Source organism: Streptomyces malaysiensis subsp. samsunensis, assembly GCF_024519315.1.
Classification (GTDB): Bacteria; Actinomycetota; Actinomycetes; order Streptomycetales; family Streptomycetaceae; genus Streptomyces; species Streptomyces malaysiensis.
In genome coordinates this window covers 1-22761 of the sequence record NZ_JANIIC010000105.1, presented here as the reverse complement: position 1 = coordinate 22761, position 22761 = coordinate 1, and the positions used below count along the sequence as shown (strand labels likewise).

The 22761-nt window shown below is 73.2% G+C and carries 2 protein-coding genes; both read left to right on the top strand.

Features of this window, described 5'->3' with window-relative positions:
* Positions 1–12424, top strand: a 12424-nt coding sequence (locus NQU54_RS45700) for a type I polyketide synthase (RefSeq protein WP_257636197.1), incomplete at its 5' end; no start/stop codon positions are given.
* Between the two features lie 47 nt (positions 12425–12471).
* Positions 12472–22761: type I polyketide synthase (locus tag NQU54_RS45695; protein WP_257636196.1), on the top strand; the 10290-nt coding region annotated here is incomplete at its 3' end.

Genomic DNA, 22761 nt, shown 5'->3' with positions numbered 1-22761 from the left:
GCCCGAGGCCGAGGCGCTGCTGTCGGCCGTCGCGCGGGCACACGTCCGTGGGGCGACGCCGGACTGGGCGGCCGCTTTCGCCGGGGCCGGTGCGGCCCGCGTGGAGCCCGCCGAACTGGCTGTGTTGCCGACCTATCCCTTCCGCCGGCAGCGTTACTGGCCCAGCGCCGCCACCCTCGCGGTGGGCGACCTCGCGTCGGTCGGTCTGGGCGACATCGAGCATCCGCTTCTCAGTGCCGCCGTCGCGCTCGCGGACGATGACGGCCTTCTGCTCACCGGTGTGCTGTCCACCCGCACCCATCCGTGGCTGGCGGATCACATGGTCATGGACACCGTGCTGCTGCCGGGTACGGCCTTTGTGGAGCTGGCGAGCGCCGCTGGTGCCCAGGTGGGCTGTGAGCGGGTGGACGAACTGACCCTGGAGGCCCCGCTTGTGCTGCCGGAGCACACCGGGGTGCGGGTGCAACTCGTCGTGGACGGGCCGGATGGGTCCGGCAGCCGTTCCTTCAGCGTGCATTCGCGTCGGCAGGACGCGCTTGAGACCGAGCCGTGGACGCGGCACGCCAGCGGTGTGCTCGTGGTCGGTGTCCGGGACACCGCGCCGGAGGAGCTCACCGTGTGGCCGCCGCGGGGCGCGGCGCCGATCGCGGTCGACGGGCTGTACGAGGGGCTGGCCGGGGCGGGCCTCGGCTATGGGCCGGTGTTCCGGGGGCTCAGGAGGGCCTGGCGGTTGGGCGGGGACCTCTACGCCGAGGTGGGCTTCCCCGAGGGAGTATCGCCGGAACCGGGGGCTGAGGCCGAGCGGTTCGGGCTGCATCCGGCGCTGCTGGACGCGGCGCTGCATTCCCTGGGGCTCGACCGCACCAACCGCGATGCGGAGCCGGTGGAGGGTGCGCCGCTTCCGTTCGCGTGGAATGGCGTCCAGTTGCACGCGGCCGGGGCCGATGCGCTTCGGGTGCGGCTGACCGGGCGCTCGCCGGACACGGTGTCGCTGGTGGCGGCCGACGGTACGGGGCGCACTGTGGTCACGGTCGAGTCCGTGGCCCTGCGGGCGGCTTTGGCCGACCAGGTGCACGCGGCGCGCGGCGCGCGGCACGAGTCGCTGTTCCGGCTGGAGTGGACCGCGGTTCCGGCGCCCGCGACGGGGGCGGCCACGGGCGAGTGGGCGGTGCTCGGTGCGGATTCCGGGGAACTGGCCGCGCTGGAAGGCGCGTTCGGGCCCGGGATCCGGCTTGCCGCGTACCGAGATCTGTCGGTGCTGCGGACGGCCGTCGAGGCCGGGGCGCACGTACCCGACACCGTGGTCATCAACGGCGCCGGCGCCCCTGACGGCACCGGTGGCTTCGGTGGCACCGGCGACGACGCGTCGGCCGTGCACGAGGCCACACAGTCCATGCTCGTCCTGCTTCAGTCGTGGCTGGCCGATGAGCGGTTCGCCGGGTCGCGGCTGGTGTTGCTGACCCGGGGCGCGGTGGAGACCGAGCCGGGAGCGGGCGTGGCGGATCTGCCGTATGTCGCCGTGCGTGGTCTGTTCCGTTCCGCGCAGTCGGAGAACCCTGGCCGTCTGGTGTTGCTGGATGTGGACGGTGAGGAGGGTTCGTACGGTTCGGTGCCGTCCGCGCTGGGCGTGGACGAGGGGGAGCTGGCGCTGCGGGCGGGGGTGGTGCTGGCGCCACGGCTGGCCCGGACGCCGGTCACCGACGAGGCCGGCACCGCTCCGTCCTTCGATGAGCGCGGCACGGTGCTGGTCACCGGCGCCTCGGGGACTCTGGGCGGCATCTTCGCCCGCCATCTGGTCTCCGCCCACGGTGTGCGGCATCTGCTGCTGGTGAGCCGTCGCGGTGCCGACGCAGACGGCGCCGAGGAACTGCGGGCCGATCTGACGGCGGCCGGTGCCACGGTGATGTGGGCGGCGTGCGATGTGGCCGACCGGGAGGCGTTGGCCGCGACGCTGGCGGCCATTCCGACGGAGCATCCGCTGAGTGCTGTGGTGCATACGGCGGGTGTTCTGGACGATGGGATTCTCGGCTCGCTGACGGCTGAGCGGGTGGCGCGGGTGTTGCGTCCGAAGGTTGACGCGGCGCTGAATCTGCATGAGCTGACGCGGGACTGTGACCTGTCGGCGTTCGTGCTGTTCTCCGGTGCGGCGGCGGTGTTCGGTGCGCCGGGGCAGGCGAGTTACGCCGCGGCGAACTCCTTCCTGGAGGGGCTCGCCCAGCGGCGTGTGGCGCAGGGGCTTCCGGCCACCGCGCTGGCCTGGGGGCTGTGGGCCGGTGCGGGCATGGGCAGTGGGCTGGACGATGTCGACCTGCGGCGTATCGCACGCGGTGGGGTCGCCCCGATCGCCGCCGATGAGGGGCTCGCGCTCTTCGACGCGGCCCAGGCCGACGGCGCGGCGGTGCTGTTCCCGATGCGGCTCGACTATGCCGGGCTGCGCACCGAAGCGACGGCGACCGGTGTCGTCCCGTCCTTGTTCCGGGGTCTGGTGCGGGCTCCGGTCCGGCGGGCCGCCGTCACGGCCGCTGCCGCCGATGGCTCCACGCTCGGCCAGCGTCTGGCCGGGCTCGCCCGGCCCGAGCAGGACCGTGAGCTGCTGGAGCTGGTGTGCGGGCGGGTCGCCGCGGTGCTGGGTTACGCGGACCCGGAGGCGGTGGAGGCCGGGCGGGCGTTCAAGGAGCTGGGCTTCGACTCGCTCACCGCCGTCGAGCTGCGCAACGACCTCAAGAGGGTCACCGGACTGCGCCTCCCGGCCACGCTTGTCTTCGACTATCCGACGCCGACGGCGCTGGCCGGCCATCTGCGTACGGAGCTGGTGGGTGCCGAGGAGGCCACGGCGCCCATCGTTCCCGCGCGGGTGGAAACCGTTCCGGCGGTCGACGACGACCCGATCGTCATCGTCGGGATGAGCTGCCGCTTCCCCGGCGGGGTGGGTACTCCCGAGGAGCTGTGGGAGCTGGTCGCCACGGGCGGCGACGGCATCTCCGAATTCCCGGTGGACCGTGGCTGGGATCTCGATGGTCTGTATCACCCGGACCCCGACCACGCGGGTACCTCGTACACGCGTGAGGGCGGCTTCCTGCACGACATGGCGGATTTCGATCCGGACTTCTTCGGGATCTCGCCGCGTGAGGCCCTCGCCATGGATCCGCAGCAGCGGTTGCTGCTGGAGACGTCGTGGGAGGCGTTCGAGCGGGCGGGTATCGACCCGTCGACCGTGCGGGGCAGCCGGACCGGCGTCTTCGCGGGCGTCACATATCACGACTACCTCACGGGTGTGGCGAGTGTGCCCGAGGGCGTCGAAGGCTATATGGGCACCGGTAACGCGGGCAGTGTCGCTTCCGGGCGGGTGGCGTACACCTTCGGCCTGGAGGGCCCGGCGGTCACGATCGACACGGCGTGCTCGTCGTCGCTGGTGGCGCTGCACTGGGCGGTGCAGGCGCTGCGCTCGGGCGAGTGCACGATGGCGCTGGCCGGTGGTGTGGTGGTGATGGCCACGCCGGAGACGTTCGTGGACTTCAGCCGTCAGCGGGGCCTGGCCAGGGATGGCCGGTGCAAGCCGTTCGCGGCGGCCGCGGACGGTACGGCCTGGGGCGAGGGCGTGGGCATGCTGCTGGTGGAGCGGCTGTCGGACGCCCGGCGCAATGGCCACCCGGTGCTGGCGGTCGTGCGGGGCTCGGCGGTCAACCAGGACGGTGCGTCGAACGGTCTGACGGCGCCGAACGGCCCGTCGCAGCAGCGCGTCATCCGGCAGGCGCTGGCCAACGCGCGGCTGTCGCCGTCCGAGGTGGATGTCGTCGAGGCGCACGGTACGGGTACGACGCTGGGTGATCCGATCGAGGCGCAGGCGCTGCTGACCACGTACGGTCAGGAACGGCCCGAGGGCCGACCGTTGTGGCTGGGCTCGATCAAGTCCAACATCGGGCACACGCAGGCGGCGGCCGGTGTCGCGGGCATCATCAAGATGGTGCTGGCGATGCGGCATGGTGTGCTGCCGCGGACGTTGCATGTCGACGAGCCGTCGCCGAACGTGGAGTGGGCGGATGGTGCGGTCTCGCTGCTGACGGAGCAGATGGCGTGGCCCGAGACCGGGCGCCCGCGCCGGGCCGGTATCTCCTCGTTCGGCATCAGCGGCACCAACGCCCACACCATCATCGAGCAGCCGCCGGTCGCCGAGGACGGTGAGGGCGCGGCGGCGCGTCCGTCCGCCGCGCCGCCGGTGCTGCCGTGGCCGCTGTCGGCCGTGGGGCGGGAGGCGCTGGGCGAGCAGGCCCGTCGTCTGCTCGACCGGTTGCGTTCCGCCGATGAGGAGGCGGATCTGGCCGGGATCGGTTACACCCTGGCCGCCGGGCGCACCGCGTTCCACGATCGCGCGGTGCTGGTGGCCGATGGCCGTGAGGGCTTCCTGACCCGGCTTGAGGCCCTGGCCTCCGGTGAGACGGTGCCGGGCGTGGTCCAGGGCTCACCGGTGGCCGGGAAGGTGGCGTTCCTGTTCACGGGGCAGGGGAGTCAGCGGTTGGGGATGGGGCGTGAGTTGTACGAGGCGTATCCGGTGTTCGCGGATGCGTTGGATGAGGTGTGTGCGGAGCTGGACGCGCATCTGGAACGGCCGTTGAAGACGGTGCTGTTCGGGGATGACGCGGCGGTTCTGGATCGGACGGGGTTCACTCAGCCCGCGTTGTTCGCGGTCGAGGTGGCGTTGTTCCGGTTGGTGGAGGCGTGGGGGCTGCGGGCGGACTTCCTGTCCGGTCATTCGATCGGTGAGCTGGCGGCGGCCCATGTGGCGGGTGTGTTGTCGTTGGCGGATGCTGCGGTGTTGGTGGCGGCGCGTGGTCGGTTGATGCAGGAGTTGCCGTCGGGTGGTGCGATGGTGGCGGTGCAGGCGTCGGAGGACGAGGTGGTGCCGCTGCTGACCGAGCGTGTGAGCATTGCCGCGCTGAACGGGCCGACGTCGGTGGTGATCGCGGGTGATGAGGACGTGGCGCTGGAGATCGCGGCGTTCTTCGAGGCGCAGGGTCGGAAGGCCAAGCGGCTGACGGTGAGCCATGCGTTCCATTCGCCGCGGATGGACGGGATGCTGGAGGCGTTCCGTGAGGTGGCCGAGGGGCTCACGTACGGCGCCCCGCGCATCCCGATCGTGTCCAACCTGACCGGTGCCGTGGTGTCCGCCGAGGAGATCACCACCGCCGACTTCTGGGTGCGTCATGTCCGCGAGGCGGTCCGCTTCCTCGACGGTGTGCGGACGTTGGAAGCCCAGGGTGTGACGACGTTCGTCGAGCTCGGCCCCGATGGTGTGCTGTCCGCGATGGGGCCGGACTGTCTCACCGAGGGCGCGCCTGCGGCGGCTTTCGTCGCCGTCCTGCGCGAGGGGCGTTCGGAGGCCGGCACACTGACCGGTGCGCTTGCCGCGTTGCAGGTCCGGGGCGTGGCCCTGGACTGGGAGGCGTTCTACGCCGGGACCGGTGCGCGGCGCGTGGAGCTGCCGACCTACGCCTTCCAGCGTCGGCGCTACTGGCTGGACATGACGACGGCCACGGCCGCGTCCGACGCCACGGCGCCGGGCGCGGTGGGCGCGGTGGACGCCCGCTTCTGGGAGGCCGTGGAGCGCGAGGACCTGGAGTCGCTCGCGGCGACCTTGAACCTCGGCGACGAGGACAACGGCGCGCTGGAAGCCCTGCTGCCCTCGATGTCGTCGTGGCGGCGGCGGCAGTCGGAGCGTTCGACGGTGGACGGCTGGCGTTATCGGGTGTCGTGGAAGCCGGTGACCGACCGTTTCACCGCGTCGCCGAGCGGCCGCCTGCTGGTGGTGGTACCGGCTGAGGCGGCCGGGGACCCATGGGTCGCCGGTGTCGTGGGGATGCTGGGTGACCGTGGTGTCGAGGTGCGGCAGGTCGTGCTGGCCGCCGATGAGGACCGTGCCGCGGTGGTGGCGCGGCTGGCCTCGGCCGTCGGTGACGAGGTCGTGACCGGTGGTGTGGTGTCCCTGCTGGCCTTGGCGGACGGCGATGGTCTGCTGCGGACGGTGGCGCTGACGCAGGCCCTGGGCGATGCGGGCGTCGGTGCGCCGCTGTGGGTGGTTACGCGGGGCGCGGTGGCGGTGGGGCGTTCGGACGGTGCGGTCAGCCCGGTGCAGGCGCAGGTGTGGGGGCTCGGCCGGACGGCGGCACTCGAACTGGCCGAGCGGTGGGGTGGTCTGGTCGATCTGCCGGAGTCGGTGGACGATCGGGCGTTGGGGCGGTTGGCGGGTGTGCTGGCCGGGGCCGGTGGTGAGGACCAGGTCGCGGTGCGTGCGTCGGGCGTGTTCGGACGCCGCCTCGTACGGGCCTCCGCCTCCGGTTCCGCGTCCTCCGGCGGCTCGTGGTCGCCGGGTGCCGGTTCGGTGCTGGTGACGGGTGGTACAGGTGCGCTGGGCGCGCGGGTGGCCCGCTGGCTGGTGGCGAACGGCGCCGGGCATGTGGTGCTCACCAGCCGCCGTGGCCTCGACGCCCCGGGCGCGGTCGAGCTGCGCGATGAACTGGCCGCCTCCGGCGCTCGGGTGACGGTGGCCGCGTGTGATGTCGCCGACCGGGACGCGCTCGCGGAGCTGCTGGCGTCCCTGCCCGCCGAGCTGCCGCTGACGGGTGTGTTCCACACGGCGGGTGTGCTGGACGACGGGGTGCTGGACGCGCTCACCCCGGAGCGTTTCACGAGCGTGCTGCGTGCCAAGGCGGTCGCCGCGGCGCATCTGGACGAGCTGACGCGCGATCGGGACCTGTCGGCGTTCGTGCTGTTCTCCTCGATCAGCGGCACGTTCGGCGCCGCGGGCCAGGGCAATTACGCGGCGGCCAACGCCTATCTGGACGCGCTGGCCGAGCGGCGCCGGTCCGACGGGCTTGCCGCCACGTCGATCGCCTGGGGTCCGTGGGCCGAGGTCGGTATGGCCGCCGACGGGTCGCTGGAGCAGCGGATGCGCCGCGGTGGGCTGCCGCCGATGGACGCCGAGGTGGCGATCGCCGCGTTGCGGCGGGTGCTGGATCTCGGTGAGACCACGGTCACCGTCGCGGATGTCGACTGGGTGCGTTTCGCACCGGATTTCACCGCTGTCCGGTCCAGTCGCCTGTTCGCGGACCTTCCGGAGGCGCGGGCGGTCGCGGAGGACTCCGCCGACGGGCCGGTGGCCGGTGGTTCGTCGCTGGCGGGGCGGCTCGCCGGGCTGAACGCGGTCGAACGGGACCGGTTGCTGCTGGACCTGGTGCGCCGCCAAGTGGCCGCGGTGCTGGGGCACGACGGTTCGGAGTCGATCGGGGCCGATCGGGCGTTCAGCGAGCTGGGCTTCGACTCGCTCACCGCGGTCGAGCTGCGGAACCGGCTGAACGCGGCGACCGGTGTCCAACTGCCCGCGACGCTGGTCTTCGACTACCCGACGGCCTCCGCCCTGGCGGGCTATCTGCGGGGCGAACTGGTCGGCGCGGACACCTCCGTCGACACCTCGGGCCCGGCGGGCGTGACGGTGGCGACCGAGGACGATCCGATCGCGATCGTGGCGATGAGCTGCCGCTTCCCCGGCGGGGTGCGGTCGCCGGAGGATCTGTGGGAGCTGCTGATGGCGGGCGGGGAGGCGATCGCGGAGTTCCCGGCCGACCGCGGCTGGGACCTGGACGCGCTGTACGACCCGGACCCCGACAAGCGGGGCACCTTCTACGCACGCGAGGGGGCATTCATCTACGACGCGGGCCACTTCGACGCGGCGTTCTTCGGGATTTCACCCCGTGAGGCGCTGGCGATGGACCCGCAGCAGCGGTTGCTGCTGGAGACCTCCTGGGAGGCGTTCGAGCGGGCCGGGATCGACCCGGCGACGCTGCGCGGCACCTCGGCCGGCGTCTTCGTCGGCACCAACGGGCAGGACTACCACGCCTCGCTGCACACGGTCCCCGAGGATGTCGAGGGCTACCTCGGCACGGGCAACGCGGCGAGCGTGGTGTCCGGCCGCCTCGCGTACACCTTCGGTCTGGAGGGCCCGGCGGTCACCGTCGACACGGCCTGCTCCGCCTCGCTGGTGGCGCTGCACTGGGCGGTCCAGGCGCTGCGCCAGGGCGAATGCTCGATCGCGCTCGCGGGCGGTGTGACGGTCATGTCGACCCCCGGTGCGTACATCGAGTTCAGCCGGCAGCGCGGACTGGCTGCCGACGGCCGGTGCAAGGCGTTCGCGGCGGGTGCGGACGGCACAGGCTGGGGCGAGGGCGTAGGGCTCCTGCTGGTGGAGCGGCTGTCGGACGCGCGGCGCAACGGCCATCCGGTCCTCGGGCTGGTCCGCGGCTCCGCCATCAACCAGGACGGCGCGTCCAATGGGTTGACGGCGCCCAACGGCCCATCCCAGCAGCGCGTCATCCGTCAGGCGCTGGCCGGCGCCGGCCTGGCGGCCGCCGACGTGGACGCGGTCGAGGCGCACGGCACCGGCACCCGGCTCGGCGACCCGATCGAGGCGCAGGCGCTGCTGGCCACCTATGGCCAGGGGCGGGACCCGGAGCGGCCGCTGTGGCTGGGCGCCGTCAAGTCCAACATCGGCCATACCCAGGCCGCCGCCGGTGTGGCGGGCATCATCAAGATGGTGCTCGCGATGCGCCACGGTGTGCTGCCCCGCACCCTGCACGTGGACGAGCCCTCGCCACATGTCGACTGGTCGGCGGGTGACATCGAGCTGCTGACCGAGGCCCGGTCCTGGCCGGAGACCGGCCGTCCGCGCCGCGCGGGCGTGTCGTCGTTCGGCTTCAGCGGCACCAACGCCCATACGGTCCTGGAACAGGCCCCGGAGCCGGCCGCGGCCCCCGGGCAGGCCGAGGACGGGCAGGCCGGGGACGGGGAGCCGGAGCGCCCCCTCGTCCGGCCCGATGTGGTGGCCTGGCCGCTGTCGGCCAAGGGTGAGGACGCGCTGCGGGCCCAGGCCGAGCGGCTGCGCGCCCATGTCGAGGCCGACACCGGGCTCGGCGCCGTGGACGTGGCGTACTCGCTGGCCACCACCAGGTCCGCCCTGGAACACCGCGCGGTGGTCCTCGGCCCGGACCGGGACCGGCTGCTCGCGGGCCTCTCCGCGCTCGCGCGCGGCGAGTCCGCCGCACAGCTGGTCCGGGGCGTGCCCACGGAGGGCCGCACCGCCGTGCTCTTCACCGGGCAGGGCAGCCAGCGGCTCGGGATGGGCCGTGAGCTGTACGAGGCCAGCCCCGTCTTCGCCGAGGCGCTGGACGCGGTCTGCGCCGAACTGGACCGGCACCTCGAACGACCCCTGTACGACGTGCTGTTCGGCACCGAGCAGGAGCCGCTGGACCGCACCGGGTTCACCCAGCCCGCGCTGTTCGCCGTCGAGGTGGCGCTGTTCCGGCTGGCCGAGGCCGCCGGGCTGCGGCCCGACGTGCTGGCCGGGCACTCCATCGGCGAGCTGGCCGCGGCCCATGTGGCCGGGGTGCTGTCGCTGGAGGACGCCGCCATGCTGGTGGCCGCGCGCGGCCGGCTGATGCAGCAACTGCCGTCCGGCGGCGCGATGATCGCGTTGCAGGCGGCGGAGGACGAGGTGCTGCCGCTGCTGACCGAGGGCGTCGGCATCGCCGCGCTCAACGGGCCCACGTCGGTGGTCATCGCGGGTGACGAGGACGCCGCCACGCGGATCGCGGCGTCGTTCGAGGCGGAGGGCCGTAAGACCAAGCGGCTCACCGTGAGCCACGCGTTCCACTCGCCGCACATGGACGGGATGCTCACCGAATTCCGCAAGGTCGCCGAGGGGCTGACCTACGGTGCGCCGCGCATCCCGATCGTCTCCACCGTCACCGGACAACTGGTCACCGACGAGCTGGGCATGGCAGCCGACTACTGGGTGCGCCACGTCCGCCACGCGGTCCGCTTCCTCGACGGGGTCCGCACCCTGGAGGCCCAGGGCGTCACCACCTATGTCGAACTGGGCCCGGACGGCGTGCTGTCCGCGATGGCGCAGGACTGTGTCACCGCCGGAGGCGAGGGTGCCGAGGCCGGGGCCGATGTGGCCTTCGTGTCCGTGCTGCGCGGCGGGCGCCCCGAGGCGGAGACGCTGACCGCCGCCCTCGCCACCCTGCATGTGAGGGGCGTGGCGCTGGACTGGGAGGCGCTGTTCGCCGGGACCGGCGCCCACCGCGTCGAGCTGCCCACGTACGCCTTCCAGCGGCGCCGCTACTGGCTGGACGGCGGCTCGTGGTACACGCCCGACCAGGCGGCCACGGCTGGCGACGCCGCCGACGCCCGGTTCTGGGAGGCGGTCGAGAGCGACGACCTCGCCTCGCTGGCGGACGCGGTGGGCGTCGACGTGGACCAGCCGCTGAGCGCGCTGCTCCCGGAGCTGTCCGCGTGGCGGCGCCGGGAACGCGAGCGGTCCGCGCTCGACGGCTGGCGCTACCGCGTCACCTGGAAGCCGCTGGAGGAGCCGCGGCTCGCCGCCGTCCCCGGTGTCTGGCTGGTCGTCGAGCCGGCTGCGGCCGCCGGGCGGTCCGAGACCGTGCGCCGGATCGCCGACGCGCTGGCCGACCGGGGCGCCGACGTCCGGCGCCTGGCCCCGGCCGACGGCGGTGACCTCGACCGGGACGCGCTGGCCGACCGGATCCGCCGGGCCGCTGCCGATGAGCCGGTGTCCGGGGTGCTGTCGCTGCTCGCGCTGGACACGCGTCCGCACCCCGACCACCCCGCCGTGGCCACCGGGCTGCTGCGCACCGGAGTGCTGGTGCGGGCGCTCGGCGACGCGGGCCTGGACGCGCCGCTGTGGTGCGTCACCACCGGCGCCGTCGCCACCGCCGCCTCGGAGCCGCTGGACAGTGTGGCGCAGGCGCAGATCTGGGGGCTGGGCCGGGTGGTCGCGCTGGAGCACCCGGAGCGCTGGGGCGGGCTGATCGACCTGCCCGCCACGGTGCACGAACCGGCCGCCACGCTGGACGAACGGGCCGCCGACCGGCTGGCCGGTGTGCTCGGCGGCCACGCCGACGACCACGAGGACCAGCTGGCGATCCGTACGGCCGGGGTCCTGGCCCGCCGCCTCGCCCACGCCGGGCGCGCCCCGGCCGCCGGGACGCCGTGGCGGCCCCGGGGCACGGTCCTGGTCACCGGCGGCACCGGGGCGCTGGGCGCCCATGTGGCCCGCTGGCTCGCGGGCAACGGTGCCGAGCATGTGGTGCTCACCAGTCGCCGGGGCATCGACGCCCCCGGCGCGGCCGAGCTGCGCGACGAGCTGACGGAGTCGGGCGCCCGGGTGACCGTCGCCGCCTGCGATGTCACGGACCGGGAGGCGCTCGACGGGCTGCTGGACCGGGTCCGCGACGAGCACCCGGACCACCCGCTGACCGCCGTGGTGCACACGGCGGGCGCCGGGCAGTTCGCACCGCTCGCCGAGACCACCCCGGCCGATATGGCCGATGTGGTCGCCGCGAAGGTCGCGGGCGCGGCCCATCTGGACGCAGCTCTCGGCGACACCGAACTGGACGCCTTCGTGCTCTTCTCCTCGATCGCCGGGGTGTGGGGCAGCGGCGGCCAGGCCGCCTACGCGGCGGGCAACGCCTACCTCGACGCGCTGGCCGAACAGCGCCGCGCCCGGGGCGCCGCCGCCACCTCCGTGGCCTGGGGCCCGTGGGCGGACGGCGGACTCGTCGCCGACGACGAGGCGGCCGGGGAACTGCGCCGCCGCGGACTGCCGGTGATGGCCCCGCACTCCGCCATCGCCGCCCTCCAGCAGGCGCTGGACCGGAACGACACCGCCGTCGCCGTCGCCGACGTCGACTGGGGCCGCTTCGCCCCGGCCTTCACCGTGGCCCGGCCCCGTCCGCTCATCGCCGATCTGCCCGAGGTCGTCCGCGCCCTCGCCGCGGACCCGGCGGAGAGCGCGGGCGACGGCGGCGCCGAGGCACCGGCGGAGGCCCTGCGGCAGCGGCTTGCCGGGCTCACCGGGCCCGAGGCCGAGCGCGTTCTGCTCGACCTCGTCCGTACGGAGGTCGCCGCCGTCCTCGGACACGACGACACCACGGCCGTCGAGGCGGGCCGGGCCTTCAAGGAGCTGGGCTTCGACTCGCTCACCGCCGTCGAACTCCGCAACCGGCTGAACGCGGCCACCGGTCTGGGGCTCACCGCCACCCTGGTCTTCGACCACCCGACGCCCAGCGTGCTCGCCGGTGTGCTGCGCGCCGACCTCCTCGGCGAGGACACCACTCAGCAACTCCCCGTCCTCGCCGAAATTGACAAGCTGGAATTCGTCCTCTCGGGCGTCTCCGACGACGCGACGGAACGCGAGCGGGTGACGGCGCGGCTCGAAGCGCTGCTGCGGACATGGAACGAAACCGAGAACGCGGCGGGCGGAAGCGGTGCCGACGACGGTGAACTCGGCCTCGACGACGCCTCCGCCGAAGACATCTTCGACATCATCAACAATGAATTCGGAAGGTCCTGACGTGATGACCGCCCACAGTTCAACCGACCTCAGGAGGTGACGTTTCCGTGGCTAGCGCGAACGAAGAGAAGCTTCTCGACAATCTGAGGTGGATGACCACTGAGCTGCGCCGGACCCGTCGCCGCCTGACCGAGGTGGAGGCGGATGCGCAGGAACCGATCGCGATCACCGCGATGAGCTGCCGTTTCCCCGGTGGCATCGGTTCGCCCGAGGAGCTGTGGCAGCTGGTCGCGGAGGGCGGTGACGCCATTTCCGGATTTCCCGACGATCGCGGCTGGGACATCGAGGGACTGGCCGATCCGGACCCCGACCGCAAGGGCACCTTTTACAACAGTGGCGGCGGATTCCTCGACGGCGCCACCGAATTCGACCCCGGATTCTTCGGCATCTCGCCGCGCGAGGCCCTCGCCATGGACCCGCAGCAGCGGCTGTTGCTGGAAACGTCCTGGGAGGTGTTCGAGCGCGCGGGCATTGACCCGCAGTCGGTCAAGGGCAGCCGCACCGGCGTTTATGTGGGCGCCTCGGCCATGGGTTACGGCGCTGATGCCCAGAACACGCCGGAGGAATTGGAGGGCCTGCTGCTCACCGGCGGCGCCACCAGCGTGCTGTCCGGCCGGATCGCCTACACCTTCGGTCTGGAGGGCCCGGCCGCCACGGTCGACACGGCGTGTTCGTCGTCGCTGGTCGCCCTGCACTGGGCGGCCCAGGCGCTGCGTCAGCGCGAATGCTCGCTCGCCCTGGTCGGCGGCGTCGCGGTGATGCCCACCCCGGATGTGTTCGTGGAGTTCAGCCGTCAGCGCGGTCTGGCTCCCGATGGCCGGTGCAAGTCCTTCGCGGCGGCGGCGGACGGTACGGGCTGGTCCGAGGGTGTGGGTGTGCTGCTGGTGGAGCGGCTGTCGGACGCGCGGCGTAATGGTCATCCGGTGCTGGCGGTGGTGCGTGGTTCGGCCGTCAACCAGGATGGCGCGAGCAATGGTCTGACGGCGCCGAACGGTCCCTCCCAGCGGCGGGTCATCCGCCAGGCCCTGGAGAACGCCCGGCTGTCCGCCGCCGAGATCGACGTCGTCGAGGCGCATGGCACGGGAACGACGCTGGGCGACCCGATCGAGGCGCAGGCGCTGCTGGCCACCTACGGCCAGGAGCGGCCCGAGGGCCATCCGCTGTGGCTGGGTTCGCTCAAGTCCAACCTGGGCCACACCCAGGCGGCGGCGGGTGTCGCGGGCGTCATCAAGATGGTCATGGCGATACGCCACGGCCTTCTGCCCAAGACCCTCCACATCGACGAGCCGTCCCCGACCGTCGACTGGTCGGCGGGCGAGGTGTCCCTGCTGACCGAGGCCCGGCCGTGGGACGAGACCGGCAGGCCGCGCCGGGCCGGTGTCTCCGCCTTCGGCGTCAGCGGCACCAACGCCCACACCATCCTGGAACAGGCCCCGGAGCCGGAGGAGCCGTCGGCCGCGGACGACGACGGCACCACGGCCGCGGTCACCGCCGCCGTACTGCCCTGGATCCTGTCCGCAAGGAACGAGGCGGCGCTGCGCGACAACGCCCGGCGCCTCGCCTCCCACCTCGACCGTGAACCTGCCCTCGGCACCGCCGATGTGGGCTACTCCCTGGCCACCGGCAGGGCCGCCCTGGAGCGCCGCGCGGTGATCGTCGGCGAGGACCGTGCCGGGCTGGCCGCGGGCCTGGATGCGTTGGCACGGGGAGCGGCCGCGCCGGGGCTGATCGAGGGCGCGGTCGTCGACGGCGCGGTGGCGTTCCTGTTCACGGGGCAGGGGAGTCAGCGGTTGGGGATGGGGCGTGAGCTGTACGAGGCGTATCCGGTGTTCGCGGATGCGTTGGATGAGGTGTGTGCGGAACTGGACGCGCATCTGGATCGGCCGTTGAAGACGGTGCTGTTCGGTGAGGACGCGGAGGCGCTGGACCGGACGGGGTTCACTCAGCCCGCGTTGTTCGCGGTCGAGGTGGCGTTGTTCCGGTTGGTGGCGGCGTGGGGGCTGCGGGCGGACTTCCTGTCCGGTCATTCGATCGGTGAGCTGGCGGCGGCCCATGTGGCGGGTGTGTTGTCGCTGGCGGATGCTGCGGTGTTGGTGGCGGCGCGTGGCCGGTTGATGCAGGAGTTGCCGTCGGGTGGTGCGATGGTGGCGGTGCAGGCGTCGGAGGACGAGGTGGCGCCGCTGCTGACCGAGCGGGTCTCGATTGCCGCGCTGAACGGGCCGACGTCGGTGGTGATCGCGGGTGATGAGGACGCGGCGGTGGAGATCGCGGCGTTCTTCGAGGCGGAGGGCCGGAAGACCAAGCGGCTGACGGTGAGCCATGCGTTCCATTCGCCGCGTATGGACGGGATGCTGGAGGCGTTCCGTGAGGTGGCCGAGGGGCTGACCTACGAGGCCCCGCGGATCCCGATCGTGTCCAACCTCACCGGGACGGTCGTCTCCGCCGAGGAGATCACGACGCCCGGCTTCTGGGTGCGCCACGTCCGCGAGGCGGTCCGCTTCCTCGATGGCATCCGCACCCTCGAAGACCGGGGCGTGGCCACGTATGTCGAGCTGGGCCCCGACGGTGTCCTCACAGCGATGGCCCACGAGTGCGTGACGGGCGAGGGCGCCGCCTTCGTCTCCGCGCTGCGCAAGGACCGCGGCGAGGCCCAGGCGCTGACGACGGCCGTGGCGCGGGCCCATGTGCGTGGTGTGGCGGTGGACTGGGCCGGGTTCTTCGCGGGCACCGGAGCCGACCGGATCGACCTGCCGACGTACGCGTTCCAGAACGAGCGGTTCTGGCTGGAGCCGGGTGCCGCGCCGGTGGGCGATGTGGCGTCGGCCGGGCTGGAGCCGGCGGGGCATCCGCTGCTGGGCGCGGCGGTGCCGTTGGCGGAGTCGGACGGATTCCTGTTCACGGGCCGGCTGGGCGTGGACACGCATCCGTGGCTGGCCGATCACATGGTGATGGGCTCGGTGCTGCTGCCGGGCACGGCCTTTGTCGAGTTGGCGGTCCGGGCCGGTGATGAGGTCGGCTGCGACCATCTGGACGAACTCATCCTGCACACCCCGCTGGTTGTCGCCGAGGGCGGAGCCGTGCGGCTCCAGGTCGCGGTGGGCGCGCTGGACGGGGGCGGGCGGCGTTCCATCACCATCCTCTCCCGGGACATGGACGCTCCGGCGGACGAGCCGTGGCGGCGGCACGCCGCCGGTGTGCTCACCTCCGGTGTCCCGCGGCCGTCCTTCGCGCTGACCGAGTGGCCGCCCCGGGAGGCGCGGCCGGTCGGGACCGAGGGGCTGTACGCGGAACTCGCCGAGGAAGGGCTTCGGTACGGGCCGGTGTTCCAGGGGCTCACGGCCGCCTGGCGGCGCGGTGAGGAACTCTTCGCCGAGGTCCGGCTGCCCGAGGAGACCGTGTCGGAGGCGCGGCAGTTCGGAATGCACCCGGCGCTGCTCGACGCCGCCATACACACGCTCTGTCTCGGCTGGGACGATCAGGGCGACGGCGAGGCCAAGGTTCGGGTGCCGTTCGCCTGGAGCGGGGTGTCGCTGTACGCGAGCGGCGCCACGGCGCTGCGGGTGCGCCTCGTGCGGCGGGGCGCGGACGGCGTCCGGCTGGAGATCGCGGACCTGACGGGTTCGCCGGTCGCCGCTGTGGACTCGTTCGTCGCGCGCGCCGCGTCGGCCGAGCAGGTACGGGCCGCGCAGGCGAAGCACCACAACTCGCTGTTCCGGCTGGACTGGACCGCGGTGCCGACACCCGCCGAGGAGCCCGGGGCCGGTGTGTCGTGGGCGGTGCTCGGCGCCGACGCGCCGGTCGCGCTCACATCCGGTGCGGTGGTGCACGCCGATCCGGCCGCGCTGGCCGACGCGGTGGAATCCGCCGGGACGGAAGCGCCCGAGCATGTTCTCGCGTACCTCGCCCCGCGAGACACCACCGCGGCCGACGTGGTCGGCGCCACCCACACCGCCGTACAGAACGCCCTGGCGCTGCTCCAGGCGTGGCTCGCCGAGGAGCGGCTGGCCGCATCCCGTCTGGTCCTGGTCACCCGGGGCGCGGTTGCCGCCGCGGGCGACGCCGGGGTCGACGACCTGGCGCGGGCCGCGGTGTGGGGTCTGGTGCGCTCGGCGCAGTCGGAGCGTCCGGACCGGCTGGTGCTGGTGGATGTGGACGGCACCGATGCCTCGTACGAGGCGCTGGGCGGCGCCCTGGCTTCGGGTGAACCGCAGGTCGCGCTGCGCCGTGGCACGGTCCATGCGCCGCTGTTGGCGCGGTTGGCCGAGCGGGGCGCGATGGTGCCTCCGGACGGTGCGCGGGCATGGCGGCTGGACAGCGAGGACAAGGGCACGCTGGACAATCTGACGCTGCTGCCGTGCCCCGAGGCGGCGGCGCCGTTGGCGGCCGGACAGGTGCGGATCGCGGTCCGGGCCGCCGGTGTGAACTTCCGCGATGTGCTGAACGCCCTGGGGATGTACCCCGGCGATGCCCCCGTGATGGGCATCGAGGGGGCCGGTGTCGTCGTGGAAACCGGTCCCGGTGTCACCGATCTGGCCCCCGGTGACCGCGTCCTGGGCATGTTGCCGGGTGCGTTCGGGCCGCTGGCGGTCGCGGACCGGCGCATGGTGGCCCCGATGCCGGAGGGCTGGACGTACGCCCAGGCGGCGGCGGTGCCGATCGTCTTCATGACGGCGTATTACGCCCTTCGTGACCTGGCCGACGTCCAGGACGGGGAGTCGCTGCTGGTGCACGCGGCCGCCGGCGGTGTCGGCATGGCCGCGGTGCAGCTGGCCCGGCATTGGGGTGTGGAGGTGTTCGCCACCGCCAGCCAGGGCAAATGGGACACGCTGCGTGCGCTGGGGCTGGCCGACGACCGGATCGCCTCCTCGCGCGACCTGGCCTTCGAGGAGAAGTTCCGCGACGGCAGCGACGGCCGTGGAGTCGATGTCGTACTGGATTCGCTGGCCCGGGAGTTCGTCGACGCGTCGCTTCGGCTGCTGCCGCGCGGCGGCCGGTTCGTCGAGATGGGCAAGACCGATATCCGGGAGCCGGAGGAGGTGGCTGCTCAGTACCCCGGTGTCTCCTACCAGGCGTTCGACCTGTTCGACGCTGGGCTCGACCGTATCCAGGAGATGCTGTGCGCGCTGCTGGAGCTGTTCGCCCAGGGGGTCTTGCGGCCACTGCCGATCAGCGCGTGGGATGTGCGGCAGGCCCCGGACGCGTTCCGTTACATGAGCCAGGCGCGGCACGTCGGCAAGATCGTGCTCACCGTGCCCGCCGAGTGGAACCCGGACGGTACGGTGCTGATCACCGGCGGCACCGGCGCCCTGGGCGGGCTGGTCGCCCGGCACGTGGTGACCGAGCGCGGGGCACGGCGCCTGCTGCTCACGAGCCGCCGTGGCGAGCGGGCCGAGGGTGCTTCCGAACTCGTCGCCGAGCTACGTGAGCTGGGCGCCGAGGTGACGGTCGCCGCGTGTGACGCGGCCGATCGCGAAGCGCTCGCCGGCGTGCTGGCGGCGATCCCCGCCCAGCACCCCCTGACGGCCGTGGTGCACACCGCCGGTGTGCTGGACGACGGCGTCATCGATTCGCTGACGCCGGAGCGCGTCGAGCGCGTTCTGCGTCCGAAGGTGGATGCCGCGTGGAACCTCCATGAGCTGACGCGGGACGCGGACCTGGCGGCGTTCGTGCTGTTCTCCGCCGTCTCCGGCGTGTTCGGCGGCCCCGGCCAGGGCAACTACGCCGCCGCCAACGCGTTTCTGGACGCGCTGGCGGCGCGACGTGGCGCCGAGGGGGCCCCGGCCCTTTCGCCGGCGTGGGGCCTGTGGGCGGGCTCGGGTATGGGCAGCGGTCTGAGCGAGGTCGACATCAGCCGGATGCGGCGCGCGGGGCTGCCGCCGCTGTCCCCGGCGGAGGGCCTGGACCTCCTGGACGCGGCGCTCGGCGCGGGCGAGGCGGCACCGGTGCCGATCCGGATCGACGCCGTGGCGCTGCGCGCCCAGGCCGCGGCGGGCACGCTCGCGCCGCTGCTGCGCGGCCTGGTCCGGGTTCCCGTACGGCGGGCGGTGGACACCGCCGCGGAGGGCGGCGTTTCCGGCCTGGCCGGGCGGCTGGCCGGGCTGAGCGCGGCCGAGCAGGACCGGCTGCTGCTGGACCTGGTCCGCACGCATGTCGCGGCGGTGCTCGGATACGCGGACCCGCAGGCCCTGGAGGAGGACCGGGTCTTCAAGGAGCTGGGCTTCGACTCCCTCACCGCCGTCGAACTGTCCAACCGCCTCCGCGAGGTGACCGGGCTGCGGCTGCCGCCGACGCTGGTCTTCGACTACCCGACCTCGGCCGCCCTCGCGGGCCATCTGTGCGCCGAGATCGTCGGTGACCCGGCCGACGCGATCGTCCCCGACCGGACGATCACCTCGGTGGACCACGGCGACCCGATCGCGATCGTCTCGATGAGCTGCCGTTTCCCCGGCGGCGTACGGTCGCCGGAGGAGCTGTGGCGGCTTCTGGTCTCCGGCGAGGATGCGATCACCGGCTTCCCCGCCGACCGGGGCTGGGACCTGGCCAACCTCCACAGCGACGACCCGGACCTCGAAGGCACCACGTACGCCCGTGAGGGCGGGTTCCTGCACGACGCGACCGACTTCGACGCGGCCTTCTTCGGCATCTCGCCCCGTGAGGCGCTGGCGATGGATCCGCAGCAGCGGTTGCTGCTGGAGACGTCCTGGGAGGCGTTCGAGCGGGCCGGGATCGACCCGGTGACGTTGCGCGGCAGCAGGACCGGTGTCTACATAGGCTCCAACGAGCAGGGGTACGTGTCGTTGTGGCTGGACGCGCCACAGGGCCTCGAAGGGCATTTCAGCACCGGAAACGCCTCCAGCGTGGCGTCCGGCCGGCTGTCCTACGCCTTCGGTTTCGAAGGGCCCGCGCTCACTGTCGACACCGCGTGTTCCTCGTCGCTGGTGGCGCTGCACCTGGCCGCGCAGGCGCTGCGCAACGGCGAGTGCTCGCTGGCCCTGGCCGGTGGCGTCACGATCATGTCGTCCCCGGGCATCTTCGTGGAGTTCAGCCGTCAGCGCGGGCTGGCCGCCGATGGCCGGATCAAGGCGTTCTCCGGTGACGCGGACGGGACCAACTGGGCCGAAGGCGTCGGTCTCCTGCTGGTGGAACGGCTCTCCGACGCCCGCAAGAACGGTCATCCGGTGCTTGCCGTCCTGCGCTCCACCGCCGTCAATCAGGACGGTGCGTCGAACGGTCTGACGGCGCCGAACGGGCCGTCGCAGCAGCGCGTCATCCGCCAGGCACTCGCCAACGCCGATCTCTCGGCCGCGGATGTCGACGTCGTCGAGGCCCACGGCACGGGGACGACGCTGGGCGACCCGATCGAGGCGCAGGCGCTGCTGACCACGTACGGTCAGGAACGGCCCGAGGGCCGACCGCTGTGGCTGGGTTCGATGAAGTCCAACATCGGGCACACCCAGTCCGCGGCGGGTGCCGCGGGCATCATGAAGATGGTGATGGCGATGCGGCACGGTGTGCTGCCGCGGACCCTGCATGTCACCGAGCCGACCCCACATGTGGACTGGTCGGCGGGTGACGTAGAGCTGCTGACGGAGCAGGTGGAGTGGCCGGAGACGGGCCGTCCGCGCCGCGCGGGTGTGTCGTCGTTCGGCTTCAGCGGCACCAACGCGCACGCGATCATCGAGCAGGCCCCGGCCGTCGTGACCGCCGATGCCGGTGATGCCGACGCCGCGGAGCGGACCCTGCCCGTACTCGCCTGGCCGGTTTCCGGCCGTACGGAGCACGCGCTGCGGGCCCAGGCCGAGCGTCTGCGCGCCTACGGCAACGGCCAGGCCGACGGGGCGCGCCCGCTCGACCTCGCGTATTCCCTGGCCACCTCCCGTTCCGCGCTGGAGCACCGGGCCGTGCTGCTCGGCCGGGACGGCGAACTTCCCGGTGAGCAGCTCACGGCGCTCGCTGAGGGGCGCGCTGCGGTGGGTCTGGTCGAGGGGGCGGTGACCGCCGGTGGCCGGGTGGCGTTCCTGTTCACGGGGCAGGGGAGTCAGCGGTTGGGGATGGGGCGTGAGTTGTACGAGGCGTATCCGGTGTTCGCGGATGCGTTGGATGAGGTGTGTGCGGAGCTGGACGCGCATCTGGATCGGTCGTTGCGGGATGTGGTGTTCGGGGATGATGCGGCGGTTCTGGATCGGACGGGTTTCACTCAGCCCGCGTTGTTCGCGGTCGAGGTGGCGTTGTTCCGGTTGGTGGAGGCGTGGGGTCTGACGCCGGACTTCCTGTCCGGTCATTCGATTGGTGAGTTGGTGGCGGCCCATGTGGCGGGTGTGTTGTCGCTGGCGGATGCTGCGGTGTTGGTGGCGGCGCGTGGTCGGTTGATGCAGGAGTTGCCGTCGGGTGGTGCGATGGTGGCGGTGCAGGCGTCGGAGGATGAGGTGGCGCCGCTGCTGACCGAGCGGGTGTCGATCGCCGCGCTCAACGGCCCGACCTCGGTCGTGGTCGCGGGTGATGAGGGTGCGGTGCTGGAGATCGCGGCGTCGTTCGAGGCCCAGGGTCGGAAGGCCAAGCGGCTCACCGTGAGCCATGCGTTCCATTCGCCGCGGATGGACGGGATGCTGGAGGCGTTCCGTGAGGTGGCCGAGGGGCTCACGTACGGCGCCCCGCGCATCCCGATCGTGTCCAACCTGACCGGTGCCGTGGTGTCGGCGGAGGAGGTCACGAGTCCGGACTTCTGGGTGCGCCATGTGCGGGAAGCCGTCCGCTTCCTCGACGGGGTGCGCACCCTCGAAGCGCAGGGGGTCGCCACCTACGTCGAGCTGGGCCCCGACGGTGTGCTCACCGCCATGGTCCAGGAGTGCGTCACCGACGCCGAGGCGGCCGCCCTCGCGCCCGTATGCCGCAACGGCCGGCCCGAGGCCGAGACCGTCGCCGCGGCGCTCGCCCAGGCGTACGTCCGGGGTGCCGAGGTGGACTGGGACGCGTACTTCGCCGGGGCCGGCGCACACCGTGTCGACCTGCCGACGTACGCGTTCCAGGGCCGCCGGTACTGGCCGGACACCGCCCCGGAGACCGGGGCCCCGGCCGGGACCGCCGTGGACGCGGTGGACGCCCGGTTCTGGGAGGCGGTGGAGCGTGAGGACTGGGAGTCGCTCGCCACCGAACTGCGGGTCCAGGGCGACCAGCCGCTCAGCGCGGTGCTGCCCGCCCTGTCGTCGTGGCGCCGCACCCAGCGCGAACTGTCCGCCGCCGACGGCCACTTCTACAACGTGGTGTGGAAGCCGCGTGCGCAGAGCCCGGCAGGCACCCCGGCCGGCACCTGGCTGACCGTCGTCCCCGCGAGCCACGCCGCCGACCCCCGGGTCGCCGCGCTGGCCGACGACCTGGCGCGGCGCGGGGTGCGTGTCGTACGTGTCGAGCTGGACGCCACGGACACCGACCCCGCGGCCGTGGCCGCCCACCTCACGTCGGCGTCGGCCGACGGCCGGGTGGCCGGGGTGCTGTCCCTGCTGGCGCTGGACGAGCGGCCGCATCCGGAGCATCCGGCGGTGCCGGTCGGCCTGGCGCTGACCGGTGCGCTGGCCGAGGCCATGGCGCGGCAGGGCGACGATGCCACCGCGCGCCTGTGGTGCGCCACCCGGGGCGCGGTCTCGACCGGGGACACCGACCGGCTGGACAGCGTCACCCAGGCCCAGGTCTGGGGCTACGGTCGGGTCGTCGCCCTGGAGCGGCCCGAGCGCTGGGGCGGTCTGGTCGACCTGCCGGAGACGCTGAACGAACGCGCGCTGGACCGGCTCGCGGGTGTGCTCGCCGGGGCCGACGACGAAGACCAGGTGGCGATCCGCGCCGCCGGGGTCTTCGTACGCCGTCTCGTACCGGCCCCGCGCGACGGGGCCGCCACCTGCGCCGAGGCATGGACGCCGCGCGGCACCGTGCTGGTGACCGGGGGCACGGGCGCGCTGGGGCGGCACGTCGCCCGCTGGCTGGCCGCTCATGGAGCCGAGCGGCTGGTGCTGCTCAGCCGGCGCGGCCCCGACGCCCCCGGCGCGGCCGGGATCGTGGCCGAACTGTCCGGCACCGACACCGCCGTGGCCGTCGAGGCATGCGATGTGGCCGACCGTGAGGCGCTCGCGGCGGTCGTGGAGAAGCTGGCGGCGGGCGGCACCCCGGTGCGGGCGGTGGTGCACGCGGCCGGTGTCTCCCAGGAGCCCGGCACGGGCACCGAACTCCCGGAGTTCGCGCGCGTCGTGGCGGCCAAGACGACCGGAGCGGTCCATCTCGACGCCCTCTTCGGCGAGGACACCGAGCCGCTGGACGCCTTCATTCTCTTCTCCTCGATCGCCGGGGTG